Origin of the sequence: Pseudomonas sp. HR1 (genome assembly GCF_030175875.1) — a bacterium.
GTDB classification, from domain to species: domain Bacteria; phylum Pseudomonadota; class Gammaproteobacteria; order Pseudomonadales; family Pseudomonadaceae; genus Chryseomonas; species Chryseomonas oryzihabitans.
Genome location: NZ_JASNRF010000001.1, coordinates 919,041 through 944,357, shown reverse-complemented (window position 1 = coordinate 944,357; position 25,317 = coordinate 919,041). Strand labels below are relative to the sequence as shown.

26 protein-coding genes are annotated in these 25,317 nt (G+C 67.4%); 12 read left to right on the top strand and 14 right to left on the bottom strand.

Features of this window, described 5'->3' with window-relative positions; translation table 11 throughout:
- The first annotated feature begins 4 nt into the window (after positions 1-4).
- Both QKY98_RS04285 and QKY98_RS04280 read left to right on the top strand, forming a co-directional pair.
- The gene (locus QKY98_RS04285) at positions 5-634 is read left to right on the top strand and encodes a sarcosine oxidase subunit gamma (protein WP_007160039.1); all 630 of its coding nucleotides are present in this window, start codon (positions 5-7) and stop codon (positions 632-634) included.
- Positions 635-732: 98 nt separating this feature from the next.
- A complete protein-coding gene (locus QKY98_RS04280) occupies positions 733-1,590 on the top strand; it encodes a formyltetrahydrofolate deformylase (RefSeq protein WP_077171181.1) in 858 nt (285 codons plus the stop codon).
- A 276-nt stretch (positions 1,591-1,866) separates the two neighbouring features.
- Here the strand turns inward: QKY98_RS04280 and choV are convergent, their stop codons facing one another.
- The 4 genes from choV to choX all read right to left on the bottom strand — a co-directional run bounded on the left by choV (position 1,867) and on the right by choX (position 6,209).
- The gene (choV, locus tag QKY98_RS04275; RefSeq protein WP_027598622.1) at positions 1,867-3,099 is read right to left on the bottom strand and encodes a choline ABC transporter ATP-binding protein; all 1,233 of its coding nucleotides are present in this window, start codon (positions 3,097-3,099) and stop codon (positions 1,867-1,869) included.
- A gap of 3 nt (positions 3,100-3,102) precedes the next feature.
- A complete protein-coding gene (gene choW, locus QKY98_RS04270) occupies positions 3,103-3,945 on the bottom strand; it encodes a choline ABC transporter permease subunit (RefSeq protein WP_284670390.1) in 843 nt (280 codons plus the stop codon).
- A 116-nt stretch (positions 3,946-4,061) separates the two neighbouring features.
- Positions 4,062-5,000 carry a choline ABC transporter substrate-binding protein gene (locus tag QKY98_RS04265; RefSeq protein WP_027598620.1) on the bottom strand — a complete coding sequence of 313 codons (939 nt, stop codon included), beginning with the start codon at positions 4,998-5,000 and terminating at the stop codon, positions 4,062-4,064.
- Between the two features lie 270 nt (positions 5,001-5,270).
- On the bottom strand, positions 5,271-6,209 hold the full coding sequence (gene choX, locus QKY98_RS04260) for a choline ABC transporter substrate-binding protein (protein ID WP_144954862.1): 939 nt from the start codon (positions 6,207-6,209) through the stop codon (positions 5,271-5,273).
- Between the two features lie 466 nt (positions 6,210-6,675).
- Here choX and gbdR point away from each other — a divergent pair, with 466 nt between their 5' ends.
- On the top strand, positions 6,676-7,773 hold the full coding sequence (gene gbdR / locus QKY98_RS04255; protein ID WP_284670389.1) for a choline metabolism transcriptional regulator GbdR: 1,098 nt from the start codon (positions 6,676-6,678) through the stop codon (positions 7,771-7,773).
- Between the two features lie 15 nt (positions 7,774-7,788).
- On the opposite strand, the gene QKY98_RS04250 is transcribed toward gbdR, so the two are convergent.
- The 3 genes from QKY98_RS04250 to QKY98_RS04240 form a co-directional block, all read right to left on the bottom strand.
- Positions 7,789-8,574: an N-acetylmuramoyl-L-alanine amidase gene (locus QKY98_RS04250; RefSeq protein ID WP_284670388.1), complete on the bottom strand. Its 786-nt coding sequence runs from the start codon at positions 8,572-8,574 to the stop codon at positions 7,789-7,791.
- A 25-nt stretch (positions 8,575-8,599) separates the two neighbouring features.
- A complete protein-coding gene (locus QKY98_RS04245; protein WP_284670387.1) occupies positions 8,600-10,387 on the bottom strand; it encodes a diguanylate cyclase in 1,788 nt (595 codons plus the stop codon).
- A 177-nt stretch (positions 10,388-10,564) separates the two neighbouring features.
- Positions 10,565-11,194 carry a thiol:disulfide interchange protein DsbA/DsbL gene (locus tag QKY98_RS04240; RefSeq protein ID WP_027598615.1) on the bottom strand — a complete coding sequence of 210 codons (630 nt, stop codon included), beginning with the start codon at positions 11,192-11,194 and terminating at the stop codon, positions 10,565-10,567.
- Positions 11,195-11,395: 201 nt separating this feature from the next.
- Here QKY98_RS04240 and yihA point away from each other — a divergent pair, with 201 nt between their 5' ends.
- Complete coding sequence (gene yihA, locus QKY98_RS04235; RefSeq protein WP_058790780.1) at positions 11,396-12,034, top strand: ribosome biogenesis GTP-binding protein YihA/YsxC; 639 nt, start codon at positions 11,396-11,398, stop codon at positions 12,032-12,034.
- Between the two features lie 189 nt (positions 12,035-12,223).
- Here the strand turns inward: yihA and argC are convergent, their stop codons facing one another.
- Entirely contained in the window at positions 12,224-13,177 is a 954-nt protein-coding gene (argC, locus tag QKY98_RS04230) for an N-acetyl-gamma-glutamyl-phosphate reductase (RefSeq protein ID WP_027600427.1), read from the bottom strand.
- 261 nt (positions 13,178-13,438) lie between these two features.
- Here argC and QKY98_RS04225 point away from each other — a divergent pair, with 261 nt between their 5' ends.
- The 5 genes from QKY98_RS04225 to QKY98_RS04205 all read left to right on the top strand — a co-directional run bounded on the left by QKY98_RS04225 (position 13,439) and on the right by QKY98_RS04205 (position 16,754).
- On the top strand, positions 13,439-13,648 hold the full coding sequence (locus QKY98_RS04225) for a DUF1127 domain-containing protein (protein ID WP_150340196.1): 210 nt from the start codon (positions 13,439-13,441) through the stop codon (positions 13,646-13,648).
- A 73-nt stretch (positions 13,649-13,721) separates the two neighbouring features.
- The gene (locus QKY98_RS04220; protein ID WP_007160027.1) at positions 13,722-14,042 is read left to right on the top strand and encodes a DUF2388 domain-containing protein; all 321 of its coding nucleotides are present in this window, start codon (positions 13,722-13,724) and stop codon (positions 14,040-14,042) included.
- A 99-nt stretch (positions 14,043-14,141) separates the two neighbouring features.
- Positions 14,142-14,441 (top strand): DUF2388 domain-containing protein, encoded by a 300-nt coding sequence (locus tag QKY98_RS04215; RefSeq protein ID WP_037006567.1) that lies wholly within the window; start codon positions 14,142-14,144, stop codon positions 14,439-14,441.
- A 34-nt stretch (positions 14,442-14,475) separates the two neighbouring features.
- Entirely contained in the window at positions 14,476-14,796 is a 321-nt protein-coding gene (locus tag QKY98_RS04210; RefSeq protein WP_007160025.1) for a DUF2388 domain-containing protein, read from the top strand.
- Positions 14,793-16,754, top strand: a complete 1,962-nt coding sequence (locus QKY98_RS04205; protein WP_430695049.1) for a DUF7844 domain-containing protein — start codon at positions 14,793-14,795, stop codon at positions 16,752-16,754. Before QKY98_RS04210 ends, QKY98_RS04205 begins: the two co-directional genes overlap by 4 nt.
- A 222-nt stretch (positions 16,755-16,976) precedes the next feature.
- Here QKY98_RS04205 and QKY98_RS04200 read toward each other — a convergent pair whose 3' ends face one another.
- On the bottom strand, positions 16,977-18,437 hold the full coding sequence (locus tag QKY98_RS04200) for a YdgA family protein (protein WP_284670386.1): 1,461 nt from the start codon (positions 18,435-18,437) through the stop codon (positions 16,977-16,979).
- Between the two features lie 273 nt (positions 18,438-18,710).
- Here QKY98_RS04200 and QKY98_RS04195 point away from each other — a divergent pair, with 273 nt between their 5' ends.
- Positions 18,711-19,382, top strand: a complete 672-nt coding sequence (locus tag QKY98_RS04195; protein WP_027598608.1) for a nucleoside/nucleotide kinase family protein — start codon at positions 18,711-18,713, stop codon at positions 19,380-19,382.
- On the opposite strand, the gene QKY98_RS04190 is transcribed toward QKY98_RS04195, so the two are convergent.
- The gene (locus QKY98_RS04190; protein WP_284670385.1) at positions 19,379-20,200 is read right to left on the bottom strand and encodes an AraC family transcriptional regulator; all 822 of its coding nucleotides are present in this window, start codon (positions 20,198-20,200) and stop codon (positions 19,379-19,381) included. The genes QKY98_RS04195 and QKY98_RS04190 overlap by 4 nt on opposite strands.
- A 123-nt stretch (positions 20,201-20,323) precedes the next feature.
- Between QKY98_RS04190 and QKY98_RS04185 the strand changes: the two genes are divergently transcribed.
- Complete coding sequence (locus QKY98_RS04185; protein WP_108582769.1) at positions 20,324-20,839, top strand: carboxymuconolactone decarboxylase family protein; 516 nt, start codon at positions 20,324-20,326, stop codon at positions 20,837-20,839.
- A gap of 42 nt (positions 20,840-20,881) precedes the next feature.
- On the opposite strand, the gene QKY98_RS04180 is transcribed toward QKY98_RS04185, so the two are convergent.
- From QKY98_RS04180 to QKY98_RS04170, 3 genes are read right to left on the bottom strand one after another with little or no spacing between them, the layout of a single operon-like run.
- Positions 20,882-22,054, bottom strand: a complete 1,173-nt coding sequence (locus QKY98_RS04180) for an MFS transporter (RefSeq protein WP_284670384.1) — start codon at positions 22,052-22,054, stop codon at positions 20,882-20,884.
- A 51-nt stretch (positions 22,055-22,105) separates the two neighbouring features.
- On the bottom strand, positions 22,106-22,870 hold the full coding sequence (locus QKY98_RS04175; RefSeq protein WP_284670383.1) for an SDR family oxidoreductase: 765 nt from the start codon (positions 22,868-22,870) through the stop codon (positions 22,106-22,108).
- Between the two features lie 26 nt (positions 22,871-22,896).
- Positions 22,897-23,697 carry an SDR family NAD(P)-dependent oxidoreductase gene (locus QKY98_RS04170; protein WP_284670586.1) on the bottom strand — a complete coding sequence of 267 codons (801 nt, stop codon included), beginning with the start codon at positions 23,695-23,697 and terminating at the stop codon, positions 22,897-22,899.
- 97 nt (positions 23,698-23,794) lie between these two features.
- Between QKY98_RS04170 and QKY98_RS04165 the strand changes: the two genes are divergently transcribed.
- Positions 23,795-24,742, top strand: a complete 948-nt coding sequence (locus tag QKY98_RS04165; RefSeq protein ID WP_284670382.1) for a GlxA family transcriptional regulator — start codon at positions 23,795-23,797, stop codon at positions 24,740-24,742.
- An 11-nt stretch (positions 24,743-24,753) separates the two neighbouring features.
- Here the strand turns inward: QKY98_RS04165 and QKY98_RS04160 are convergent, their stop codons facing one another.
- Positions 24,754-25,287 carry a DUF924 family protein gene (locus QKY98_RS04160; protein ID WP_284670381.1) on the bottom strand — a complete coding sequence of 178 codons (534 nt, stop codon included), beginning with the start codon at positions 25,285-25,287 and terminating at the stop codon, positions 24,754-24,756.
- Positions 25,288-25,317: the final 30 nt, after the last annotated feature.

The window sequence follows — 25,317 nt, the reverse complement described above, 5'->3', positions numbered from 1 at the left end:
CCCCATGAACAACATCAATGTCTACGACCAATACTCCGCCACGGCGCGCGCCGAATCCCCGCTGTTCCACGCCGAGCTGAACAAGCTCGCCGGCCGCGGCCCGGCCACCGCCGGGGTGACCCTGCGCGAGCGGGCCCTGCTGGGGCATCTGGTCATCCGTGGCGACGCCCATGACGAAGGCTTCACCGGCGCGGTGCAGAGCGTGGTCGGCCTGGAAGTGCCCGGTCCCCTGGCAATCACCCAGAAGGGCGAGAGCTCGCTGCAGTGGCTCGGCCCGGACGAGTGGCTGCTGGTGGTGCCCGGTGGCAGCGAGTTCGCCACCGAGCAGGCCCTGCGCCAGGCCCTGGGCGAGCGCCATGTCGCCATCGTCAACGTCGGCGGTGGCCAGACCCTGGTCGAGCTCAAGGGCCCCAAGGTGCGTGAAGTGCTGATGAAGTCCACCTCCTACGACGTCCATCCGAGCAACTTCCCGGTGGGCAAGGCGGTGGGGACGGTGTTCGCCAAGTCCCAGCTGATGATCCGCCATACCGCGGAAGACACCTGGGAGCTGGTGGTGCGACGCAGCTTCGCCGACTACGTCTGGCTGTGGCTGCAGGACGCGAGCGCCGAGTACGGACTGCGCATCGAGGCCTGATCGGTCGCTGCGTCCAGTCGTTCTCTCGAACCCGACCTGCGTGAGGCGCAGGTCGGGTTTTGTGATTCTGGCTTCATCTCCATGCAAAGGAATTCATCATGAGCCGCACGCCCGATACCTGGATTCTCACCGCCCAGAGCCCGAGTCGCCTCGGCACCGTGGACGTGGTCACGCGCTACCTGTTCGAGCAGGGCTGCTATGTCACCCAGCACCACAGCTTCGACGATCGCGAAGCCCAGCGCTTCTTCATCCGGGTGGAATTCCAGGTACCCAGCGACTTCAACGAAGGCCTGTTTCGCGTCGGTCTGGATCTGCGCTTCACGCCCTTCGACATGACCTTCGAGCTGACCCCGCCCGGCTATCGCGCCAAGGTCGCCATCATGGTCTCCAAGGCCGACCACTGCCTCAACGACCTGCTCTATCGCCAGCGCATCGGCCAGTTGCCCATGGACGTGGTGGCGGTGATCTCCAACCACCCGGATCTGGAGCCCCTGGCGGCCTGGCACGGCATTCCCTATCACCATTTCGCCCTGGATCCCCAGGACAAGCCGGCCCAGGAAGCCAAGGTCTGGCAGGTATTGCAGGAGACCGGTGCCGAGCTGGTGATTCTCGCGCGCTACATGCAGGTGCTGTCGCCCGAGCTGTGCCGTCGCCTCGACGGCTGGGCGATCAACATTCACCACTCGCTGCTGCCCGGCTTCAAGGGCGCGCGGCCCTATCACCAGGCCTATGCCAAGGGCGTCAAGCTGGTGGGCGCCACGGCGCACTACATCAACAACGACCTGGACGAAGGCCCCATCATCGCCCAGGGCGTCGAGTCCGTGGACCATGCCCACTACGCCGAGGACCTGGTGGCCCGCGGCCGCGACATCGAGTGCCTGACCCTGGCTCGGGCGGTGGGCTATCACCTGGAACGCCGCGTCTTCCTCAACGCCGGGCGGACTGTGGTGCTCTAAGGCCTTCCCGCTACCGCTCCAGGCGGGCTGCGAGATCGCCGAGGCGCTCGCAGCCCGCCTGCCTTGTATCACCTCGATCATCTCCCAGTCGCGCGGCGGCACCGTCAGGTGTTGCCGGGGAAGGCGTCTGCGCGTCTGTTGGCCAGGGTCAAAGGTGGAGCTCAGGATCAGGGGAGGCAGGTGCCGGTCAGGCAAGCCTGCTGGCTCTGCCGGCGATGGAGCAGGAGAGGGGCGCACCCGCCTCTGCAGCGGAGAGGCGGGTGGCGGGGCGGACGGTCAGCCCGCCTGGGACAGGGTGGAGCGGACCGCGGGCGGGGCGACGTCTTCGCCAGCCTTTTCCAGATTCTTGCCCAGCAGGGCGTGGTAGAGCTCCTTGTCGCCGAGGATGCCCACGGCGCGGCCATCGGTCTCCAGCACCAGCTTGTGCCCGGTGTGGTAGCGGATCTCCAGGGCGTCGCGCATGCGGATATCGGCCGGTGCCAGGGTCGGCTGGCGCTGCAGGCTGTTGATCGGCATGCCCGGGGTCCAGCGTTGCAGGGCCAGGCTCTCGCCGCCGCGGCGCAGCGCCTTGACCGTCTGGTTGTCGAGCGCCAGCCAGATGTCGTGGCTGCGTTCCAGGCAGATCTCGTTGCCCTCGCGGCCGCACTTGTCCAGGCCGCGCATCAGGCTGTAGCCGCTGAGCACGTTGAGCGGATTGGTGTGGGCGACGAAGGTGCGCACGTATTCGTCCGCCGGATTGAGCACGATGTCCTCGGGACGACCGTGCTGGATGATGCGACCGTCCTTCATGATGGCGATGTTGGTGCCGATCTTGAGGGCTTCGTCGAGGTCGTGGCTGACGAAGACGATGGTCTTGTTGACCTTGGCCTGCAGTTGCAGCAATTCGTCCTGCAGCTGCTGGCGGATCAGCGGATCGAGAGCGGAGAAGGGCTCGTCCATCAGCAGGATGTCGGCGTCCATGGCCAGGGCGCGGGCCAGGCCGACGCGCTGCTGCATGCCACCGGACAGGGAGTCGGGCTTCTTGTTGCGCCACTGGGTCAGGCCGACCAGCTCCAGCTTCTCCTCGACCAGCTTCTTGCGCTCGGCGGCCGAGCGGCCCTGCATCTCCAGACCGAAGCCGACGTTCTCGGCCACGGTCAGCCAGGGCATCAGGGCGAACTTCTGGAACACCATGGCGATGCGGGTGGTGCGCATGTCCTTGAGCACCGCGGGCGAGCAGTTGGCGATGTCCACCTCGCTGCCCTTGTGCTCGATCAGCAGCTTGCCGCGACTCACGGTGTTGAGGCCGTTGATGCAGCGCAGCAGGCTGGACTTGCCCGAGCCGGACAGGCCCATCAGCACGCAGATCTCACCCTTCTGGACCTCCAGGCAGGCGTCTTCGACGCCCAGTACCTGGCCGGTCTCCTGGAGGATCTCGCTGCGACCCTTGCCCTGGTCGAGGAGCTCCAAGGCACGCTTGTTCTGCTTGCCGAAGATGACGTCGACATGTTCGAAACGTATGGCGGTCATGATTTACTTAACCTCGCGAGGGGCGGGTTGCTTGCACACCCGGTCGAGCAGGATGGCGATCAGGACGATGGACAGGCCGGCTTCGAAGCCCAGGGCGATGTCCGCGGTGTTGAGGGCGTTCACCACCGGCTTGCCGAGGCCATCGGCACCCACCAGGGCGGCGATCACCACCATGGACAGCGACAGCATGATGCATTGGGTGATGCCGGCGCCGATGCTGGGCATGGCGTGGGGCAACTCGATGCGGGTCAGCAGCTGCCAGCGCGAGCAGCCGAAGGCCTTGCCGGCGTCCATCAGCTCGGCGGGAACGTCCTGGATGCCCAGGCAGGTCAGGCGGATCGGCGCGGCCACGGCGAACACCACCGTGGAAATCAGCCCGGGCACCACGCCCAGGCCGAACAGGGTCAGGGTCGGAATCAGATAGACGAAGGTGGGGACCGTCTGCATCAGGTCCAGGACCGGGCGCAGGCCGGTGTAGAACCAGGGCTTGTGCGCGGCGACGATGCCCAGCGGCACGCCGACGGCGATGCACACTAGGGTGGCGAAGACCACCTGGGCCAGGGTTTCCAGGGTTTCCTGCCAGTACCCCAGGTTGAGGATCAGCAGCAGGGAGACGAGGGCGAAGATCACCAGGCCGATGCTGCGTTGCAACAGATAGACCCCTACCGCGACCAGGGCAATGAAGGCCAGCGGGTTGAACCACATCAGGCCGGCGGTGAGGCCGTGGATGAGGCCGGACAGCACATCGGAGATCTTGTCGAAGACGCTGGCGCCATGCAGCGTCAGCCAGTCGATGAAGTCGGCGATCTGCTGACCGAGAGGGAGCTTGTGGTCGGTAAGTAACATAACGGTGCCCGTCAGGTAGGAGTGGACAGGTCGAAGCACGAGAACCGCGGATTCGTGCTTCGGCTGTGGCAGTACCCGCCCGAACTGGCGCGGGACAGTCGAATGTTATTGTTCTATCAAGGGGCCAGGGTGGCCTTGGCCGCTTCCAGCGCAGGCTTGCCATCGCGGGTGGTCACGCCGGCCAGCCATTGGTCGAGCACCTGCGGATGGGCCTTGAGCCAGGCCTTGGCGGCGGCGCTCGCGGCTTGTTTTTCGTTGAGGACCTTGTCCATCAGCTGGTTTTCCATGTCCAGGGTAAAGGACAGGTTGGTCAGCAGCTTGCCCACGTTGGGGCATTCCTGGACGTAGCCCTTGCGGACGTTGGTGTAGATGGTGGCGCCGCCGAAGTTGGGACCGAAGACGTCGTCGCCGCCTTCGAGATAGGCCATCTTGAAGCGGGTGTTCATCGGATGGGGTTCCCAGCCGAGGAAGACCACCCACTGCTGGCGGCGCTCGGCGCGCTGGATCTGCGACAGCATCCCTGCCTCGCTGGATTCCACCAGCTTGAACTTGCCCAGGTCGAAGGTGTTCTTGTCGATCATGCCCTGGATCAGGCGATTGCCGTCGTTGCCCGGCTCGATGCCATAGATCTTGCCGTCGAACTTGTCGGCGTTCTTGGCAATGTCGGCGAAGCTCTTCACCCCGGCGTCGTAGACGTACTGGGGCACGGCCAGGGTGTACTTGGCGCCCTCCAGGTTGGCGCGTACGGTCTCGACGCTGCCGTTGTCGGCATAGGGCTTGATATCCGCCGCCATGCTCGGCATCCAGTTGCCGAGGAAGACGTCGATGTCCTTGTTCTGCAAGGACTTGTAGGTGACCGGTACGGAGATCATGTTGGTCGTGGTCTGGTAGCCGAGGGCGTGCAGCACCTCGCTGGTCACGGCCGTGGTCACGGTGATGTCGGTCCAGCCGACATCGGCAAAGCGCACCTTGGCACAGGAAGCCGGCTCGGCTGCCTGAACAGCGAGTGGCGCCAGCAGGGCGGCACTCAAGAGCCAACGGGAACAACCTTTCATGGACACATCTCCTTGCGTTTGGCGGGGTACCTTTCGGTGCGCCCCACGTGTATTTATCTGTAACCCATCCCCCCAGGCTCGCCTACCGCCTGCGTCGCTACCAGTGTACGCGGCGTCGTAACCAGAAGCGGAGATGTCGTATCCAGCGTGAGCCCCAGGGCACGTCCGCGCCCGGAGCGCTGTGGCAGAGCGAGAGAGGCGGGCAGCAGCGTCCCTCGCCGTGGCGGAACGCTGGCCAGAGGCGCTGGCGTCGGCCGGAGCGGCCCTGGATCAGTTGGCCAGACTGGCCTTCACCGCCACGTTACCCGGCGCGCCGCTGCGGGTGGCGACGCCCTTGAGCCAGGCGTCGAGGCGTTCGGGATTGCGCTTGAGCCAGTTGCGCACGGCGCGGCGCGGATTGTCCTTTTCGTTGAGCACCCGATCCATCAGCTGGTTTTCCATGTCCAGGGAAAACACCAGGTTGCCCAGCAGCCGGGCCACGTTGGGGCACTGCTGGGCGTAGCCCTTGCGCACCACCGTGTAGACCGTCGCCCCGCCCTGGTTCGGGCCGAAATACTCGTCGCCACCGTCGAGGTAGGCCAGCTTGTGCCGGACGTTCATCGGATGGGGTTCCCAGCCGAGAAAGACGATCCACTGGTGGTCCAGCAATTCCTTCATCCGCACCTGGGTGAGCATGCCCTGCTCGCTGGATTCATCGAGCTTGAAGTCGCCCAGGCCGAAGGCGTTGCTGGCGATCATCTTCTTCACCAGGGCGTTGCCGTCGTTGCCGGGCTCGATGCCGTAGAGGGTGTGATCGAAGCGCTCGGCGAAGCGGGCGATATCGGCGAAGTTCTTCACCCCGGCGTCATAGACGTACTGGGGGACCGCCAGGGTGTAGCGGGCCCCTTCCAGGTTGGCGTGCAGGCGTTCGACCGCACCCGCATCGACCCGCGGCTGACTGAGCTTGGCCTGTGCCGGCATCCAGTTGCCGAGAAAGACATCGGCCTCGCCCGCGGCCAGGGCGTCGTAGGTCTGCGGCAGGGACAGGCGCAGCACCTCGGTCTCGTAGCCGAGGGCGCTGAGCAGATAGCGGGCCGTGGCGTTGGTGATATTGAGATCCGACCAGCCGACATCGGCCAGGCGTACCTGCTGACAATTCTCGGCTTCGCCTGCCTGTACGGCAGCGCTCAGCAACAGACCGGACAACCACAGCGCTGGGGAGATTTTCATCCTGAACTCCAGGGGTCGCGAGGGGAAGGGCCGCTGGCCGCTGCACGTACCGGTCCGTCTGGCCCGGGGGCTGGTGGCTTTTCGCCATAAGTGGCCAGAAGGGCGACGGACGGTCGCAGGGCCTGACCTACAACCGTGCCCGTTGAGTCGCCATGCCACATTTTGGCGCGCGTCGGTTACGTCCCGGTGTTACCGATGGCGTCCACCTGGCGAAGTGCCATCGGCCAAGGGTCGGTCTCGGATCAGAAAGGTCGCAAATAAAAACCCTAGCTAATCAACGTCATTGAGCGCTGCTGAATGGGTTGTTCGTGCCAGACAGCTTGCCTGGGCAGGGGTTCACCCAGTTTCGGCATGGGAATTGCGACATGACTTATGCGTCCGCGACACATCTTTCACCCAACGTTGTCCGTCGCACCTCATTAGAGCCCAGCCAAGGGCCCCAGCCTGCGTGAAGGAGATTCAAACCATGTCGCCCATTCCCACCTCGACACAGGCCCGTGCGATCCAGTCCATCGGCTTTCTGCTGCTGGACAACTTCACACTCATCTCCCTGGCGTCGGTGGTGGAGCCGCTGCGCATGGCCAACCAGCTGTCGGGACGGGAACTCTATCGCTGGTGCACCCTGAGCCTGGACGGCCGACCGGTGCGGGCGAGCGATGGCCTGCAGATCACCCCGGACAGCGCCGTGAGCGCCGCCCCGGTGATGGACATGGTGATCGTCTGCGGCGGCGTGGGCATCCAGCGCAGCGTGTCGCGCGAACATTGCACCTGGCTGCAGAGCCAGGCGCGCCAGGGCCGCAAGCTGGGCGCGGTCTGTACCGGCAGCTGGGCCCTGGCCCGGGCCGGCCTGCTCGACGGCTACGACTGCAGCGTGCACTGGGAAACCCTGGCGGCCCTGCAGGAAGCCTATCCGCGCGTGGTGCTCAGCACCCGCCTGTTCACCATCGACCGCAATCGCTGCACCGCCTCGGGCGGCACCGCGCCGATGGACATGATGCTGCACCTGATCGGTCGCGAGCATGGCCGCGAGCTGTCGGCGGCGATCTCGGAAATGTTCATCTACGAGCGCATCCGCAACGAGCAGGATCACCAGCGCGTCCCCCTCAAGCACATGCTGGGCACCAACCAGCCCAAGCTGCAGGAAATCGTGGCGCTGATGGAAGCCAACCTCGAAGAACCCATCGACCTCGACGAACTGGCGGTCTACGTGGACGTGTCCCGACGCCAGCTGGAGCGGCTGTTCCAGAAGTACCTGCACTGCTCGCCGTCGCGCTACTACCTCAAGCTGCGGCTGATCCGCGCCCGGCAGCTGCTCAAGCAGACCACCCTGTCGATCATCGAGGTGGCCTCGGTGTGCGGCTTCGTCTCCACTCCGCACTTTTCCAAGTGCTACCGCGAATACTTCGGCATCCCGCCGCGTGACGAGCGCCAGGGGCCGACCATCCAGCAGCCCATCGCGCTGATGCCGCTGTCCCAGGAATTGTCGCTGATGCCGGCCTCGTCCGCGCTGGCGGCCCTGAGCCAGGCCCAGGGCGAATCCACCTTTGCCAGCGTGCGGCTGTAAGCCGCCTGCGGCCGCCTAGCGACCGCTGGGCAGGCTGAGCAGCAGCGCCGCCGTCTGCAGATCCGGCTGGCCGTCGAAGCGGCCAGGCCGGTACTTCATCTGGAAGGCGCCGATCACATCGCGGGTGGCCGCATCGAGCACGCCAGTGCGGGGTACCGTATAGCCGATCCGTGCCAACTGGTCCTGGAACCAGGCCGGGGGTGGCAGCACGCCGCCCAGGCTGGCTTGACGCTGGGCGACCACCGCCGGATCCGGCCAGTTGATCAGGCCCGCGGCGGCCAGGCGCGCCCAGGGAAATAGCGGACCCGGATCCTGCTTGCGCCCCGGGGCGATGTCGCTGTGGCCAACGATGGCGCGGCGATCCAGGCCGTGGCGTTGTTCGATGTCCTTGAGCAGCGGAATCAGCGCCTTGATCTGGGCTTCGCTGAAGGGATACCACTGGCGTCCGGCCGGGGTGTCGCGAAAGCCCAGGTTGACCATCTCGATGCCGATGGAGGTGGAATTGAGCCAGGTGCGGCCTTCCCATTCGCTCACGCCGGCATGCCAGGCGCGGCGGTTCTCGTCCACCAGGCGATAGATGGTGCCGTCGGTATCGATCAGGTAGTGGGCGCTGACGCCGGCCTGGGTCAGCAGCTTGAGCGACTGCTTGGAATCGGCTGCGGTGTAGTGCAGCACGATGTACTGCACCCGGCTGTCCTGATCGCGGGCGGTGTAGTCGTCATTGATGCGGGGGCCGCTGGAGCAGCCGGCCAGGAGCAGGCCGCAGAGCAGCCAGAGGAGGAGCTTGAAGGGCTTTCGCACGATTACCTCGCGAACGTGGAAGGGGTCAGGCCACGTCCAGGCGATCGCGTCCGGCGCGCTTGGCGCGGTAGAGCGCCTGGTCGGCACGCTCGAATACGGTATCGGCATCCTCGCCCGGCGCAAAGGCCGCGAGACCAGCGGACAGGGTGATCACCACCCGTTCGCCCTTGAAATGGAAGGGGCAGGCGGCGACCGCGGCACGCAGCTGCTCGATCAGGGTGACCCCGCCGGCGACCGGCGTGGCACCCAGCAGCATGACGAATTCCTCGCCGCCGAAGCGGGCGATGAAGTCGGTCTTGCGCAGGCGGCGCTGCAATTCGCTGGCGATGATCTTGAGCACCTTGTCACCGGCCAGGTGGCCGTAGCCATCGTTGATGCGCTTGAACAGATCGACGTCGAGCACCGCCAGCAGCAGATCGCCGCCGTGGCGCTGCCAGCGGGCCACCTCCAGCTCCAGGCGCTCGCTCCAGGCGGCGCGATTGGGCAGGCCAGTGAGGGGGTCACAGAGGGCCTTCTGCCGCTGTTCTTCCAGGTGGCCGCGATACTGCTGGGCCTCGCGCTCCATGCCGGCGACGCGCTCGGTGAGGGCGCTGAGTCTTTCGCTGGCTTCCTGCTCGCGGGTCTCGCGCTGGCTCTGCTGGTCGGCCAGGCTGGTCAGCAGGCCTTCCAGGCGGCTGTCGAGCGACAGCTTGAGGCTGTCCAGGTCGGTCGCCTCCTGCACCTCGTTCTGCAATTCATTGACCTGGCCGCGCAGGGCGTCGCCAAAGGCGCGCTCCTGGGTCTGGCCGTCCTGGCGTCCGACGTGGACGTCCTGCAGACCGGTCTGGAAGGCGGCGAGGCGCTCGTTGAGGCGGCGCAGGTAGAGCTGGAATTCGCTCTGCCCGGAATGGTTGAGCGCCAGCACCAGCACCGACAGATCGTCGAGCACCGGCACCAGTTCGTACCAGTTCAGACTGCCCTGGATGCGCTGGCGCAGGTGCTCGGCCTGGGGCTTGTGGCTGTCCGGCAGCGCCAGGTCGTCGAGCAGCCGCAGCAGGGTGGCTTCCAGGTGCGGGGCAATGGCGCTGTAGCCGGGTTCGGGCACCGGGGGCAGGGCATAGGCCGGATCGGCCTGGACTGCCAGAGGCTCTACAGGGGCTTCAGATGGCGCAGCGGCTATACCTTCGACCGGCAGCGGCGGCGGTTCGGGCGTTGCCAGCGCTTCCGTCGCTGGCGAGGCTACTGGCGCCGGCGAGGCGTCTTCAGCTAGCGGACTCGACGCGGTCGCCGGCGCCTCTTCCGCCGCCTCGCCCCGACCGCCCAGCAGGCGCTGCAGGAAACCGGAGCGGGCGGGCTGTTCGGGGTGCAGCTGACTCAGCGCCTGTTGCTGCAGACGGCTGAATTCACCGAGCAGCGCGGGCAATTCACCCGGTTGGTCGGCCGCGGCCTGGGCGCGCTTGGCGAAACCCTTGAGCGCCTTGCGCTGGTCGCGCGGCAACTCCAGGGTCTGCAAGAGCCGGCACAGTTCGGCAAAGGCCTCGGCCACCTGGCGCGCGCGCATTTCCCGGCGCTGCTCGGAATCGAGCACGGTGCGCTCCAGGCGCGGAATCAGCTTGGCGAGGTCGGCGTCGCTGTCGTCACGGCGGAGGATGTCGCGCAATTCGACCAGGCAGGCGTCCACCGCCGCGTCGTTGCCTTCGGCGGCCAGGCTGCTGCGCACGAGGCCACGACGCACCAGGTCCAGGCGGTTTTCCCACCGGCTCTCCAGGCGTTCGAGGTTCTCGAGGCTCTCCAGGTATTTGCTTTTCCAGCGTTCGACGTCCGCGCGCTCCATCCGCCCGCTCCAAAGGCTTGAGGGTGGCCAGCAGGCAGGCACGACGGGGCGGCCAGCCGACTTGATAGTGGCTAGGGTATCGGCGGTTTCGGGGAAAGTTTGAGCAGGACGACCGGAGGCCGCTTGAGAGGGACGAGCTGAGGAGCCGCCGCCGCGGGACGCGGCGGCGGGTAACGCTTACTTGGCGGCGCGTTCTTTCTGGATCAGGAAGTCGGCGACCTTCAGGGTCTCGTCCGGACCACCCGAGGAGCCCAGGTCGAAGCGGTACTTGCCGTTGACCACCATGGTCGGTACGCCGGTGATCTGGTAGGCCATGGCCAGTTTCTTGTCCTTTTCCACCTGACCCTTCACGGCGAAGGAGTTGTAGGTGCTGAGGAACTTGTCGCGATCCACGCCCTGGGTGGCGAGGAAGTCGGCCATCTCTTCGGGGGTGGCCAGCTTCTTGTGCTCCTTGTGGATGGCGGCGAAGACGGCGTCATGCACCTTGGCTTCCACGCCCATGGCTTCCAGGGTCACGAACAGCTGACCGTGAACGTTCCAGATGCCGCCGAACATGGCCGGCACACGCTTGAAGGCGACGTCATCGGGCAGCTTCTTGGACCAGGCGTTGAGGGTGGGCTCGAAGGCGTAGCAGTGCGGGCAGCCGTACCAGAACAGCTCAACCACTTCGATCTTGCCGGGTTCGGACACCGGAACCGGACTGCTCAGTTCGGTGTACTGCTTGCCGGCCTGGATGTCGTCGGCATGGGCGGCCGCGCCGAACAGACTGGCGGCGGCGAACACGGCGGAGAAAAGCAGGTTGCGCATGGGACTACTCCTGGAAGAAGGCACGCCCACCAACCGGGCATGACGGATTGCGGGCATTGTAGCCGGGTGCATCGCCGCGCCTAGTCGCCGGCGCGCCCGAGGCCGGCCATGTTCAGGCTTCGTTCAGGTTGCCGGGGGCACGGCTCTCGCCCGGCGCATCCGATATACTGCTGGCTTTGCCGCGCGCTCGCGAGTACCCCCATGTCCAGCTTCAAGAATCCCATCGTCGGTCTGTGCCAGCAGGCGTCCTTTCTCATCAGCGCCGCCAAGGTCGATCAGTGCCCGCTCGACAGCGGCCTGGAAGTGGCCTTCGCCGGGCGCTCCAACGCCGGCAAGTCCAGTGCGCTCAATACCCTGACCCACGCCAATCTGGCGCGTACCTCGAAGACGCCGGGGCGGACCCAGCTGCTCAACTTCTTCAGCCTCGACGACGAGCGGCGCCTGGTGGACCTGCCCGGCTATGGCTACGCCAAGGTGCCGATTCCGCTCAAGCAGCACTGGCAGGAGCACCTGGAGGCCTATCTGAGCAGCCGCAATTCGCTCAGCGGCGTGGTGCTGATGATGGACATCCGCCATCCGCTGACCGAATTCGACCGCCTGATGCTGGACTGGGCCCAGGCCAGCTCCATGCCGCTGCACATCCTGCTGACCAAGGCCGACAAGCTGGCTTTCGGCGCCCAGAAGAACGCCCTGCTCAAGGTGCAGCGCGAGGTGCGTCAGGGCTGGGGCGATACCGCCAGTATCCAGCTGTTCTCGGCGCCCAAGCGCCAGGGCGTGGAAGACGCCCAGCGCGTGCTGGCCCGCTGGCTGGGCCTCGACGAGCCCGTCGCCGAGGCATAAAAAAACTCCGGACTTCCATCGGGGGAGGGGAGAAGTCCGGAGTTCAAGACTGGACCGCCAAGCAGGGGTCCAGCATCTGCCAACACTAAACAGCAAAGGAGCAGAACGGCTATCCAAACCGTTCAGCAGTTCAGACGGGGCGCCAGGAAAAAGGTTCGCCCCCGTCCGAGCAGAAAGCCGGTGGCCTGACTAGCGGCCGCTGGCGAGCCCCAGACCCTCGTCGGCGCCCAGGTGCACGTTCATGCACTGGACCGCAGCACCTGCCGCGCCCTTGCCCAGGTTGTCCAGGCGCGCCACCAGCGTCATCCGCTCGGCATTGCCATAGACGAAGAGATCGGCGCGGTTGGTGTCGTTGCTGGCCTGGACGTCGAAGAAGCCATTGTCCAGCTCCTCCTCGGCGGCCACCGGGGCCACTCGAATGAAGGCTTCGCCGTCATAGTGACGGGCCAGCGCCGCCTGCAGATCGGCGGCGGTGGTGCCCGGGCGCAGCTGGCTGGCGTGCAGTGGGATGGTCACCGCCAGGCCCTTGAGGAAGGGGCCGACGATGGGGCTGAACACCGGCGCGGCGGTCAGGCCGCTCTGCACGCGCATTTCCGGCAGGTGCTTGTGGCCCTGGCCCATGGCATAGGGGCGCGGACTCAGCAGGCGCGCATCGCCGCCGGCTTCGTAGGCGGCGATCATCTGCTTGCCGCCACCGCTGTAGCCGGTCAGGGAAAAGGCCGACAGCGGGGTGTCCGGGGCCAGCAGACCGGCATCCACCAGCGGCCGGGCCAGCAGGATGAAGGCGGTGGCGTGGCAACCGGGGTTGGCGATGCGCTTGCTGGCGCGCAGCGCTTCGCGCTGACCGGGCGCCAGCTCCGGCAGGCCGTAGGTCCAGCTGCTGTCGGTGCGGAAGGCGGTGCTGGCGTCGATGATGCAGGTGTTGGGATTGGTCACCAGGCTCACCGCTTCGCGGGAGGCGGCATCGGGCAGGCAGAGGAAGGCCACGTCGGCGGCATTGAGGAAGCGCGCACGCTCGGCCGGATCCTTGCGCTTGCTCTCGTCGATGCGCAGCAGTTCGATGTCCGAACGGCCGGTCAGGTAGTCCAGCAGACGCAGGCCGGTGGTGCCTTCCTGGCCGTCGACGAAAACTTTGAAGCTCATGGCGGTGCCTCTCGCGGATGGGCGCTGAAAGCCTCGATTGTAGCGACTCGGACAGATCAGGCATACGCCGCAGGCAGGCGATACAGCCGTATCCCGTCCGACCGGCGCAGTGAGCCGTGCCAGAGTGGTTCGGAGAGAAGCGACAGATACAGATCCGAGATTTGGAGTTTTGTACGGATACAGTGTTCTTTAGCTGTAAGTGGTCTGGTTCCACGCCAGCGGCGAAGCTGAGTCTCCTCTGCCGCTTCGCTGGATATCGCCATGGATCGCCTTTCGCCCGACAGTGCCATTGCCCGCTCTATCTCCCCTCGGCGCGGATGCCGCGCCCTGTTCGCGCTGCTCGTCCGCTGGCGCCTGCGTGCCCTGGGCCGGCGGCAATTGCAGCAGCTGGACGGCCGGGCGCTGGGCGATCTGGGTCTGAATCTGGCGGATCAGCGGCGGGAAGGCGACAAACCCTTCTGGCGCGAGTGAAAATCTGCGCCGGGATGCGACTTCCTCGGGCTGACGGTAGTCTCACTCAGGCCTATCCAGACGGGAGTCCCCCATGAAAACCCTGCACCTGGGCGCCGCCGCGGCGCTGTTCTGCCTGTCCACCGCCGCCTCGGCGTCGAGCTTCTATGTCACCACCGACATCATCGTCAACGCCATCGATGCGACCTCGGACACCACCTCGTCCATCACCGGCTCCTTCAAGAACGACAAGCTGGTCCAGGAAGCCCGTGACGATGCGGCCACCTACGTCGGTAGCGCCGGCGACATCCGCGGCGTACGCCTGGAGGCGGCGCTGGACCACCTGCGCAGCCAGGCGCCCGAACTGCGGCAGGCCAGCGATGACCAGCTGGCCCAGGCGATTCTCGCCATCTGACGCGCAACACCGCGATACCCCCGTACCCCGTGGCTGCTAGCCCGGAGCGGGGGGCTGCGTTAGCCTTGGCGACCATCTGCCACCGGAGGGTCGTCATCCATGCATATCCGTCGTTCTGCCGCGCTGTTGCTCGGCCTCTGTCTCGCCACGCCGGTCCTGGCGTTCGACTCCACCACCGAGGGGCTGGTGAAGACCATCTACGGCACCAGCCAGCTCACCACCGGCCCCTTCCAGAACAAGCTGGTCCTGGCGGCGCGTGACGATGCCGCGGCCTTCGTCGCCACCGACGGCGCCCTGCGCGGCGCTCAGCTGGAGGAAACCCTCCGCGCCCTGCGCGCAGCCGATCCGGCGCTGCACGCCTCCGACCGGGAACTCGCCCAGGCGATTCTGAGTCAGTAGTCCGTTTCAATTCCGTGACATCCCTGGAGTATCCATGCGCCGTTCCCTGCTTATCGCCGCTGCCCTGACCCTGGGCGTTTCGAGCCTGGCTCAGGCCCAGACCCTGGTGGCCACCAGTAACATCGTGGTGCGGGCGCTGCAGCGCAGCATCGACTTCACCTCCGATACCACCACCTCCATCCGCGACGCCAAGATGATCCAGGCCGCGCGTGGCGATGCCGCCAGCTTTGTCGCCACCGACGGCGACATCCGTGGCGTCCAGCTGGAAGAAGCCTTCCGCAGCCTGCGCGACCAGTTCCCGGCCGCGCGCCAGGCCAACGACCTGCAGCTGGCCCAGGCCATCCTGGCACTGTGAAGAACCGCGCCGGCCGGCTGCGGCAGTGGCTGGCCGGCCTCGCGGCCGGCCTGGCCCTCGGTGGGGCCCAGGCCGCCCTGCACCTCGAACTCGATACCCAGGGCCTGACGCCCGCGCAGATCCAGGCGACCCAGCAACTGCTGGATGAAGCCCAGGCCCTGCTGCCACCCAGATTCAAGGCAGCGCTGGACGAGCGCATCCCGGTGCGCTGGAGCAGCGAGCTGCTGGAAGAAGCCTATGGCGAAGCGGACCGGCGCAATCTGCTGCTCAATCGCCGGCTGCTGCCCAGCCTGGTCGACGGTAGCGACACCCGCATCCAGACCGGCCGGCCCCATGGCACCCAGCACCGCGAGCTGCTGGCCACGGTGCTGCACGAGCTGACCCACTTCTATGACCGCGAGCGCGTCTGGACGCCCGAGCAGCGCCAGCTGATCCTCTCCTGCGGCGGCCTGGGGCTGACCTCCGACCAGCTGCCGGTGAAATGCCAGGGCCAGGCCGGGCGCAGCTATACCCTGTCCGACGATCCACGGCTGCTGGACCTGGCCGGCTGGCAGGTGAAGACGCGCAAGCACGGCAATCGCGAGTCCAAGAATCTCTTCATCGCCCGCAGTCCCGATCTCTATGAAGTCACCAACCCAAAGGAATTCGTGGCGGTGAACATGGAGTACTTCCTGCTCGACCCCAGCTACGCCTGCCGGCGGCCGGCGCTGCAGCGCTACTTCGCCGAGCACTTCGGCTGGTCGCCCGAGCACGATGCCTGTCCGGGGCGCTATCCCTATCTCAACGCCGGCAACGACTTCGGCGAGGCGCCCCTGGGCTGGCTCGATCCGGAGCGGGTCTATGCGGTGGACTACCTGCTGGCCGAGGGCAACGAGAAGGTCATGAGCCGCTGGGGGCACAGCATGCTGCGCCTGGTGGTCTGCGCGCCCGGTCGGCCGCGTGGCCCGGATTGCCGACTGGATCTGCAATACCACCTGGTGCTGTCGTTCCGCGCTTTCGTCAACGACGTCCAGCTTTCCAGCTGGCGCGGCCTGACCGGCTCCTATCCGTCGCGGCTGTTCGTGCTGCCGCTGGCCCAGGTGGTGGATGAGTACACCAAGGTGGAGTTGCGCGGTCTGCAATCCGTGCCGCTCAAGCTGACCCGCCCGGAGATCGCCGACTTCCTCGAGCGGACCGCCCAGGTGCACTGGAGCTATGACGGCCAGTACTACTTCGTGACCAACAACTGCGCGGTGGAGACCTTCAAGCTGCTGCACGACGGGGTGCCGCGCCTGGCCGATGCCCAGCTCGATGTCATCACCCCGACGGGCCTGATGGATGCGCTGAGGTTCAAGGACCTGGTGGACACCTCGGTGCTCGACGATCCGCGCGAGGCCTTGCGGCTGGGCTATCGCTTCGACAGCTTCCGCGAGCGTTTCCAGGCGATGTTCAAGGTGGCGCGGGAGCGCCTGCAGCTGCCCCAGGCGGATGTCGAGGCCTGGCTGGCGCTGACCCCGCAGCAGCGTCGCGAGCAATTCCAGCGTGCCGACCTGCGCGCCAGCGCCGCTCTGCTGCTGCTGGAGCAGGCAGCCTATCGCCGGGCGCTGCTGCAGGCCCAGACCGAGCTCAAGGATCGTTACCTGGGCCAGGACGCGGTGGACAAGGCACGCTTCGGCAAGGCCGGTGGCGCCCTGGAACAGATCCTCAAGGACAGCGGCTACCTGAGTCGTCCGGCCGAGTTGCTCGGCACCGACGGCTACGGCCTGCCGCAGCCGGGCGAGTGGGAGCAGCTGACCGCCGAGAGCCAGAAGCGCCAGGCGCACCTGCGCAGCCTCCGGGACACCCTCAACAACGAGGTTCGCCAGCTGCTCTCGCCGGAGGCCCGCGATGGCCTGGACCTGACCGAAGCCAACCTGGACCTGCTCGGCAAGCACCTGCGCGAGCTGAACAAGGCCAGTGGCGGGCTGGAGTTGAAGTAGGGCGGTTGGGGCGGCCGGGCGTTGTTGGGCTTCGCTGGGCTCAACCCAGCCTGCGTAAGGTACAGCAGGGGCCGGATAGCCCCCTCTCCCCTGGGGAGAGGGCTGGGGTGAGGGGAGCGTTACCAGGCTGTTGGGCTTCGCTGCGCTCAACCCAACCTACGGGAGCTGTGTAGGTTGGGTTGAGACGGCGCCATCGTCGAAGCCCAACCGCCCCGGCATCCGCTAGCGCTTCGGCGCCTTGCCCTGGGGTTTGGCGGGTGCCGCGGGTTGCGGGCGTTCCAGCAGGGCCAGCAGCTGTTCCGGCGGGACTTCCTGGCCGTTGAGCAGCAGCCGCCCGGCGCTGTAATTCAGGGTTGCCACCAGATTCTCGCCTTCGGCCTTGAGCAGGCCGCTATTGAGGCCGATGCCCGCCAGGGCTTCGGCGGTGGCCTGGGCCTGTTGCTGCATGGCCGGCTGGCTGCGCTGGGCGCCCGCCTGGAACAGCACGCCATCCACCAGGCTGCCCCGCGCCACCGACAGGCGCGCATCGAGACCGGCCAGCAGCTGGGCCGCGAGTTGCTCCGGCGGCAAATCGTAGGTCGCCGGCTTGGCCAGGGTCAGGTCCAGGTGCAGGCGGTTGCTGCCGCCAGGGGTGTCGAAGCGCAGCTCATCCATCACCAGCTGGGGACGCGCGGCGAGCACATCGCCGAGGTGCTGCTGCAGGGTCGCCTGGGTGGTGGGATCGAGACCCTGCTCGGTATCCAGCTGCAGGTGCTGCAGCAGGGCATTGAGCTGGGCCAGGGCCGGGCTGTCGAGCTGGCTGTAGTGGCTTTTCAGGGTCGCCTTGCCCAGGGTCTGGCCGGCGATGTCGAGCCGGCCGAGGCTGGCGTTGAGCGTGCCCGCCAGTTGCTGGCCCTGTTGCTGGGTGTCGCCCTGGAGCTGCAGATCCCGCAACTCGACCGCGGGCTTGCCGGGCATGGCCAGCAGCAGGCGCCCGAGGCGCAACTGCCCCGGGCCGAGCCAGAAGCCATCGGCATTGCGACGGTTGTCGCCGGTCAGGCCGAAGCCTTCGGTCTCCAGCTTGGCCCAGCCATCCGGCGTGCGCACGTTGAGGCTGAATTGGCCGACCGTGCTGTCCAGGCGCAGCCGGCTGGCCTCCATGTCGGTAGCGAAGGTGGCGGTCAGGCCGGAGAAGGCCACCGCGCCCTGGGGCTGGTCCAGGTGCAGGGCGGCCAGGGTCAGACCGCCGTCCACCGTGCGGTCGTAGCCCAGGGTGGCGTCGAGCCGTACGGGCTCGGCGCCCTTGGCCAGGGTGAAGAGATCGGCGGTGATCGGCGTGCGCGCCAGGGTGACGCGGTTGACCGCCATGACCGGCGCCAGCTGCAGGGATTTGAGGCGGGTCAGGGGGAAGGGGCCGTGCTGGATGTCGTCGAGCACCCGCAGCACCTCCACCGGCGGTCGATCCTCGGCCTGTACGCTCAGGCTGAAGGTGGCGGTGCTGCTGAAGATACCGCGCTGCAACTCGACCAGCTGCAGTTGCAAGGGGTACTCGGGCAGTTGCGCCTGCAGGGCCAGCTGGGCCTGGCTCGCGGCCTGGCGCAATTCGCCTTCCAGCCGGGTGCCGGTGTACCAGGCGCCGCCCACGGCGGTGCCGACGGCGACCAGGGCCACACCGGCGAGGGTGGTAAGTAGCGGTTTCTTCATGGTGACCAAATCCCTTTGCATGAGGCTCACGGCGGCGCACGGCCGATAGGAAGCGGAGTGTACGAGAGCGCCGGGTGGATGCCGAGGGGGAGCGGCCGGGATCGCCTCGCCGGGCCACAGACTGTGATGGCTTTCCGGCGGTGTCGGTGCCGAGTCGACGACCCGCTCCGCGGGGTGCTAGCGTGCCGCGATCCCCACTGCCGGAACCTCCGCCATGACCGCTCTCCCGTGCCTGCCTGCCGTTTCCATCCTTGCGCTACCGGGGGTGTCGGCATGAGCAGTCAGCGTCCGGTCGATGGCCTGCAACTCCCCGCCGAACTCCTCGCCCGCGCCGAGGCGCTGCTGGCCCAGGGGGGACGCCGCCTGCTGGGCATCGCCGGTACGCCGGGCGCGGGCAAGTCGACGGTGGCCGAGCTCCTGGCGGCGGCGCTCGGCGAGCGCGCCGTGGTGGTGCCCATGGACGGCTATCACCTGGCCAATCGCGAGCTGGCGCGTCTGGGCCGCGCCCAGCGCAAGGGCGCGCCGGACACCTTCGACGCCCGCGGCTATCGCGCCCTGCTACAGCGGCTGAAGACGCCGGTGGCCGGCGAGACCGTCTATGCGCCGCTGTTCAATCGCGAGATCGAAGAACCCATCGCCAATGCCATCCCGGTCCACGCCGAGACCCAACTGGTGATCAGCGAGGGCAACTACCTGCTCTTGACCCAGGCGCCCTGGAGCGATGTGGCCGAGGTGTTCGACGAGTGCTGGTACGTGCGCGTCGATCCCGCGGAGCGTCGCGAGCGGTTGGTCGCCCGGCACATGCACTTCGGCCGCAGCCGCGCTGACGCGGAGGCCTGGGTGGCGAGCACCGACGAGCCCAATGCACGCCTGATCGACGGCGACCGGGCGCGGGCGGATCTGGTGGTGGAGTGGCGGGATGGGGCGGCTGCCGGCAAGGCCTAGGCCTGTGCCCGCTGCCATTCGGTCGGGCTCGCGCCAATGATGCGGCGAAAGGCGCGGGCCAGGGCCGAGGGACTTTCGTAGCCGACCTCGTCGGCGATCAGCGCCAGGGGGCGGCGCTGCTGCAGGCGCTGTTGCGCCAGGGCGATGCGCCAGCGGGTGAGGTAGTCGCCTGGGGCACTGCCGACGACACGTTGGAAATGTGCGGCGAAACCCGCGCGTGACATGCCGGCCAGGCCCGCCAGCTCGGCTACGGTCCAAGCTTGCTGGGGTCGTTCGTGCAGGGCGGTCAGGGCACGCGCGAGCCGGCGATCCGCCAGGCCGGCGAGCATGCCAGGCGTGGCGCTGGGGCGGGTCAGCAGTTCACGCAGCAGCTGGATGATCATCAGTTCGAACAGGCGGTTGAGCACCAGGCCGCGCCCGCAGTCGTTGCCAAAGGCCTCGGCAAACAGCCAGTCGGCGCTGGCGGCGAGACCTGGCAGCTGGCGCAGTGGACTGACCAGGTAATCCGGCAGGGCGCGGGTCAGCGGGTTATCCGGACCACCGCGAAAGGCCAGCGAGGCGCACACCAGCTCGGCAGGGCTATCGTCCGGGGTGCTCAGCTGATGCGCGCGCGGGCGGATCATCAGCATGAGGCTGGGCTCGACCAGGTCCTGCCGCTCGCCCCGTGCGGTTGCGAAGCTCAGGCGTCCGCCGCGCAGCAGGTGGACCTGGCCGGTGGCTTCACCGTCCGCATGGCGGCTCACGCCACAGAAGGCGCCCTGGTGGTAGCTGTCCGCAGTGAAGGCGAAGTGGTCGAGCAAGACGGCGAGGCGATCCATGGACGAGGCACCGATTTGGACGATCTGTCGCGATGTTTGGACGCTGAGCGCCCAGGCGTCAAGTCGCCCCGCCTAATCTGGTTCCACGCCTGATGACCAGGCCGCAACCCAAGGAGCACCCTCATGACCCGTATCGCCCCCCTTACCCTCGACCAGGCTTCCGCCGAGGCGCAAACCGCCCTGCAGGGCATCCAGAAGGGCCTCGGTTTCCTACCCAACGCCTTCGCAACCCTGGCGCATTCGCCGGCAGCGCTCAAAGGCTATCTGGCGCTGGCCCAGGCGCTGGGCAGGAGCGGACTCAGCGCCCAGGAGCGCGAGGTGGTGGCCTTGGCGGCCTCGGCGGTCAACGGTTGCGACTATTGCCTGGCGGCCCATGAATTCTTCGGTGGCAAGACCGGCCTGACCGCTGCGGAGCTGGCCGCCGCCCGGGCGGGTACGCTCAGCGCCGTGGCGCGCCTGGCGCGGGAGGTGACCGAGCAGCGTGGCCAGTTGCATGACGAGCAGTTGCAGGCCGCCCGCGCAGCCGGTCTGGATGATGCCAGGATCGTCGAGGTGGTGGCTCAGGTCAGCCTGCTGACCCTGACCAACTACCTCAACAACCTGGCGGCGACCGAAGTGGACTTTCCGCCCGCCGCCTGAGCATGAAAAAGGCCCCGGTCAGGGGCCTTTTTCATGGCCGGGTCAGGCCGGCAGCGGCGGCGCGGTCGCCGTGCGCCTGGAGCGCTGCAGACTGAACAGCGCCAGCAGCAGGAAAGCCAGCGACGTCAGCAGCAGTCCCTGGAAGCCATGGCGGGGATAGACCTGCCCAGCGACGAAGGTGCCGACGCCGATGCCGCAGAACATGAAGGAGGCGGTCAGCGCCAGGGCGATGCCCCGTACCTCGGCGAGCTGTTCGAGGATGCGTCTCTGCTGGGACGGCCAGAGGATGTCGGTGGCCAGCGCCCAGACCACCAGGCCCAGGATCAGCGCCACGAAGCGGCCCTGGCCGAGGGCCAGGATCGAAAGCGCCAGGGCCAGTAGCAGGAGGCCGCCGAGCAGCAGCCGCTCGGCACTGAAGCGGCGTGCGGCGCGGATCACCAGCAGGTTGCCCAGTACCCCGGCGACACCCAGCACCGCGAGTGCGAGGGAGACATCGGCGACGCTGCCGTGGAAGTCCTGGCGCACGATGGGCGTGAGGAAGGCGTAGGTGGAAAACACCCCGGCGGCGATGAAGAACACCACCAGGAAGGCGTGCAGCGAGTGGGCGGTGGTCAGCAGCCGCGCGACCACGGCCGGGGCGATGCGCTCGCCCGGGACCCGATCGGGCACCTGCCAGAAGATCAGCCAGGCGGTGAGCAGCCCCAGTCCGCCGATGCCGGCGAACAGCGGGCGCACGCCAAGGGCCGTCGCGACCCAGGCGCTCAGCGGCAGACCCACCAGGCTGGCCAGGCTCAGCCCCAGCAGCACCGTGGCGATGGCGCTGCCCTGTTGCTCGCGGCTGACCAGACCGGCGCCCAGCGCGCCCAGCACCGGACCGATGAAACCGGCGCCCACGCCCATCAGCACCCGGCTGACCAGCAGGGTCGGGTAATCGGCGGCGCAGGCGAGCAGCAGGGCGGCCAGGCTGAACAGCAGCAGCCCGCCGAGCACCTGGGTACGCCGCGCCCAATGGCCGAGCAGTATCTGCAGCAAGGGCGCCGTCAGGGCGAAGGTGACACCGAAGAGGCTGAGCAGGTAGGCGCTCTGGCTGTCGCTGAGCTGCCACTCGCGGGAAATCGCCTGCAGGCAGCCGACCACCGACAGCGCCCCGACCGCCTGGACGAAGTAGGCCAGGCTCAGGGGCCGCAGCGCCCCGGGCAAGGGAAGTGAGGACATGGGAGGCTCCAGAACGCACGCCGACCGCAGAAGGCGGCCGGCGTGCCGAGGTCAGGCGACGGGGATGGGGTTCTCGACCAGCGAGAGGTTGAACTGGTTGATCAGCGCATGCTCCTGGGGACCGGGGTTGGCGCGCAGCGGCACCACGCGATCCACCAGCACCTCGGTCTCGGCGGTGGCCAGCTTGTCCAGGGTCTCGGCGATGAAATCGTCGAGGGGCATGGCGCGGCTGTCGCCACTCTTGTGGACCAGGTCGGTGTCCACCCAGGGCGGGGCGATCTCCAGCACCTGCACCGAGGTGTCGCGCAGCTGGAAGCGCTGGGACAGGGTGTAGGAGTGCAAAGCCGCCTTGGTGGCCGAGTAGAGCGCCGTGGCCGCCAGCGGCAGGAAGGCCAGTACCGAGGTGTTGTTGATCAGGGTGGCTTCCGGCTGCCGCTTGAGGTGCTCGATGAAGGCGGCGCTCACCCGCACCGGTCCGAGCAGGTTGGTGGTGACCAGCTGCACCGCCTGGGCATCGTCCAGATCGCCGGCGCCGGCATCGTCGAAGGGCATGATGCCGGCGTTGTTGATCACCACGTTCAGACCGGGGTGACGGGCGATGACTTCGGCGGCGACGGCCTTGATCTGCGCCGGGTCACCGATGTCGAGCAGCACGGTATCCAGGCCGGGATTGGCGGCGGCGATCTCGTCGAGCAGCGCCTGGCGGCGACCGGCGACGATCACCTGGTTGCCGCGACTATGCAGGGCCTCGGCCAGGGCGCGGCCAATGCCGGAGGTGCCGCCGGTGATGAAGACGGTGTTGTCGGTCAGTTTCATGGGGTGTGCTCCTCTCGGGATCAAGATCAATGGGCGGTGTGATAACGGGGGGCGAGCTGGCGGCTGGACAACTGGTCCGCCATGGCCAGGCGACTGGCTTCGTAGGTCTCCCAGCGGGACAGGTCGTGCAGCGAGGGGATCGAGATGGCGACTTCACGCTCGAAATCGGTCAGGGCGGCGGCGACCAGGTCGGCCGGGCTCATGACGATCTCCGGATCGAGGTGCGCCAGCGGCAGGCCGCCGCGCGCCCAGAAGTCGGTGGCGGTGGCGCCGGGCAGCACGGCCTGGGCGCGCACGCCGGTCCCGGCCAGCTCGCGCTGCAGGGATTGGGTAAAGGCCGTGACATAGGCCTTGCTGCCGCCGTAGACGCCGTTGAGCAACTCCGGCGCCAGGCTGACGATGGAGGAGACGTTGATGATGGCGCCGCGACCGCGGGCGACGAAGGCCGGTACGGCGGCATAGGTCAGCTGGGTGAGGGCGGTGACGTTGAGGGCGATCATCCGCAGCATCTGCGCCGGATCGCTCTGCAGCAGCGGCGTGTGGGTGCCCATCCCGGCGTTGTTGACCAGCAGGGTGAGGCTGGCGTCTTCCCGCAGGGTGCGCTCGACCTCGGCCAGGGCGGCAGGGTCGGCCAGGTCGGCCGGCAGGACCTGGACGCTCTGGCGGGTCGCGTCGGTCAGGCGCTGGGCGAGGGCATCCAGGCGCTGGCGATCCCGGGCGACCAGGATCAGGTCGTAGCCGCGCTGGGCCAGTTGTTCGGCGTAGTGGGCACCGATGCCGGACGAGGCGCCAGTGATCAGGGCAGTACCTTGTGGGGAGCGGGTCATCATCAGGTCTCCGGGGTGGGTGTGAGGCCATGATGAGCGCGCTGGTCGATGGCGCAAATGACGCTTATAGTCATGATTTAGGACATCAGGAGCAGCCATGCACCGGATCGGCTATGTATTGGGCGAGCGTTTCCAGGTGATGGCGCTGGCGACCCAGAGCGTTTTCGAATTCGCCAATCTGGTCCTGGGCGAGCCCTTCTATACCCAGGCGATCTTTTCCGAGCAGGGCGGCCTAGTGCGTTCTTCACAGCAACTGCTGGTGGAGACCGAAGCCCTGGGTACGCTGGGCCGCGCCGATACCTGGTTCATCGTCGGCAACCTGACGCCCCTGGCCACCGAGCCATCGCCGACGCTGCTGGACTTCGTGCGCCAGGCCGGCGCCCAGGCGCGGCGCACCGCCGGCATCTGTACCGGCGGCTTCGCCCTGGCGGCGGCTGGCCTTCTCGATGGGCGCCGGGCCACCACCCACTGGTCGTTCGCCCGGGCCATGCAGGAACGCTATCCACAGATCCGCGTCGAGGAAGACCGCATCTTCATCGTCGATGGTCCGGTATGGACTTCCGCCGGCATGACCGCCGGCCTGGATCTGGCGCTGGGGATGGTGGAGAAGGACCTGGGCATGGACGTGGCCCGTTCGGTAGCGCATCGCCTGGTGATGCAGCAATTTCGCTCGGGCGGTCAGACCCAGCATTCGGAGCTGCTGGCCCTGGCGCCCAAGTCGGATCGTATCCAGACCGCGCTCGCCTACGCCCGGCAGCACCTGAGCCGCGCCCTGAGTGTCGAGGAGTTGGCTGAGGTGGCTCATCTGAGCCCGCGGCAATTCAGCCGGGTGTTCACCGCCGAGACGGGGCAGTCACCGGCCAAGGCCATCGAGGGGCTGCGCCTGGAGGCGGCGCGGCTGATGATCGAGCAGACTCGTCATTCGCTGGAAACGGTCGCCCGCGAGACCGGCTTTCGCGATCGCCGCCATCTGCGTGAGGTGTTCATGCGCGGCTTCGGCGTACCGCCGCAGATGATCCGCCGCGATGCCCGCCGCCTGGCCTGAGCCCTGGGTCTTCAGAAACCGCCGCCGGCATCCAGCCAGGCCTGTTCGTCCGGCGTATTGATGCGGCCCAGCGCCCGGTTGCGATGGGGAAAGCGGCCAAAGCGGGCGATCACCTCCCGATGGGCCTCGGCATAGCGCCGGTAGTGCTCAATGCCCAGGGCCTCGAACAAGGCGAGCGAGCGCTCTTGATCGGCCAGGTTCTCGGAGTGCTCGAACGGCAGATAGAAGAAGGCGCGCAACTCGGCTTCGACCTGCTGATCCAGGCCGGCGGCTATCGCCTGTCGCGCGTGCTGCAGGGCCAGGCCGTCGGTGGCGAAGGCGTGGCCGCTGTGGCGATAGATATTGCGCGGGATCTGGTCGAGCAGCAGACACAGGGCCAGGGCGCCTTTGGCGCTGGCGGCCCAGCCGTCCCATTCACCGCGACTGGCAGCCAGGTGCGTGTCCGCGAAGCGCACACGGCACTCGGCGTCGAAGGCAGGGCCGCCGTTGAACCACTGACGACGGCCGGCGGCGCGCCAGAAGGAGAGGATCTCGGCTGAACTCATGGCGTGCTCCCTGTCTGCTCGGGTTCCACG

What these genes read in the sequence shown, in the direction of transcription:
- QKY98_RS04160 (WP_284670381.1), bottom strand. Translation starts at nt 25,287, where the DNA reads ATGAGTTCAGCCGAGATCCTCTCCTTCTGGCGCGCCGCCGGCCGTCGT.
- choW (WP_284670390.1), bottom strand. Translation starts at nt 3,945, where the DNA reads ATGTTACTTACCGACCACAAGCTCCCTCTCGGTCAGCAGATCGCCGAC.
- QKY98_RS04225 (WP_150340196.1), top strand. Translation starts at nt 13,439, where the DNA reads ATGGATCGCCTTTCGCCCGACAGTGCCATTGCCCGCTCTATCTCCCCT.
- QKY98_RS04220 (WP_007160027.1), top strand. Translation starts at nt 13,722, where the DNA reads ATGAAAACCCTGCACCTGGGCGCCGCCGCGGCGCTGTTCTGCCTGTCC.
- QKY98_RS04240 (WP_027598615.1), bottom strand. Translation starts at nt 11,194, where the DNA reads ATGCGCAACCTGCTTTTCTCCGCCGTGTTCGCCGCCGCCAGTCTGTTC.
- QKY98_RS04215 (WP_037006567.1), top strand. Translation starts at nt 14,142, where the DNA reads ATGCATATCCGTCGTTCTGCCGCGCTGTTGCTCGGCCTCTGTCTCGCC.
- QKY98_RS04200 (WP_284670386.1), bottom strand. Translation starts at nt 18,437, where the DNA reads ATGAAGAAACCGCTACTTACCACCCTCGCCGGTGTGGCCCTGGTCGCC.
- QKY98_RS04170 (WP_284670586.1), bottom strand. Translation starts at nt 23,697, where the DNA reads ATGACCCGCTCCCCACAAGGTACTGCCCTGATCACTGGCGCCTCGTCC.
- QKY98_RS04175 (WP_284670383.1), bottom strand. Translation starts at nt 22,870, where the DNA reads ATGAAACTGACCGACAACACCGTCTTCATCACCGGCGGCACCTCCGGC.
- QKY98_RS04285 (WP_007160039.1), top strand. Translation starts at nt 5, where the DNA reads ATGAACAACATCAATGTCTACGACCAATACTCCGCCACGGCGCGCGCC.
- QKY98_RS04245 (WP_284670387.1), bottom strand. Translation starts at nt 10,387, where the DNA reads ATGGAGCGCGCGGACGTCGAACGCTGGAAAAGCAAATACCTGGAGAGC.
- gbdR (WP_284670389.1), top strand. Translation starts at nt 6,676, where the DNA reads ATGTCGCCCATTCCCACCTCGACACAGGCCCGTGCGATCCAGTCCATC.
- QKY98_RS04265 (WP_027598620.1), bottom strand. Translation starts at nt 5,000, where the DNA reads ATGAAAGGTTGTTCCCGTTGGCTCTTGAGTGCCGCCCTGCTGGCGCCA.
- QKY98_RS04180 (WP_284670384.1), bottom strand. Translation starts at nt 22,054, where the DNA reads ATGTCCTCACTTCCCTTGCCCGGGGCGCTGCGGCCCCTGAGCCTGGCC.
- argC (WP_027600427.1), bottom strand. Translation starts at nt 13,177, where the DNA reads ATGAGCTTCAAAGTTTTCGTCGACGGCCAGGAAGGCACCACCGGCCTG.
- QKY98_RS04190 (WP_284670385.1), bottom strand. Translation starts at nt 20,200, where the DNA reads ATGGATCGCCTCGCCGTCTTGCTCGACCACTTCGCCTTCACTGCGGAC.
- choV (WP_027598622.1), bottom strand. Translation starts at nt 3,099, where the DNA reads ATGACCGCCATACGTTTCGAACATGTCGACGTCATCTTCGGCAAGCAG.
- choX (WP_144954862.1), bottom strand. Translation starts at nt 6,209, where the DNA reads ATGAAAATCTCCCCAGCGCTGTGGTTGTCCGGTCTGTTGCTGAGCGCT.
- QKY98_RS04185 (WP_108582769.1), top strand. Translation starts at nt 20,324, where the DNA reads ATGACCCGTATCGCCCCCCTTACCCTCGACCAGGCTTCCGCCGAGGCG.
- QKY98_RS04165 (WP_284670382.1), top strand. Translation starts at nt 23,795, where the DNA reads ATGCACCGGATCGGCTATGTATTGGGCGAGCGTTTCCAGGTGATGGCG.
- QKY98_RS04195 (WP_027598608.1), top strand. Translation starts at nt 18,711, where the DNA reads ATGAGCAGTCAGCGTCCGGTCGATGGCCTGCAACTCCCCGCCGAACTC.
- yihA (WP_058790780.1), top strand. Translation starts at nt 11,396, where the DNA reads ATGTCCAGCTTCAAGAATCCCATCGTCGGTCTGTGCCAGCAGGCGTCC.
- QKY98_RS04280 (WP_077171181.1), top strand. Translation starts at nt 733, where the DNA reads ATGAGCCGCACGCCCGATACCTGGATTCTCACCGCCCAGAGCCCGAGT.
- QKY98_RS04210 (WP_007160025.1), top strand. Translation starts at nt 14,476, where the DNA reads ATGCGCCGTTCCCTGCTTATCGCCGCTGCCCTGACCCTGGGCGTTTCG.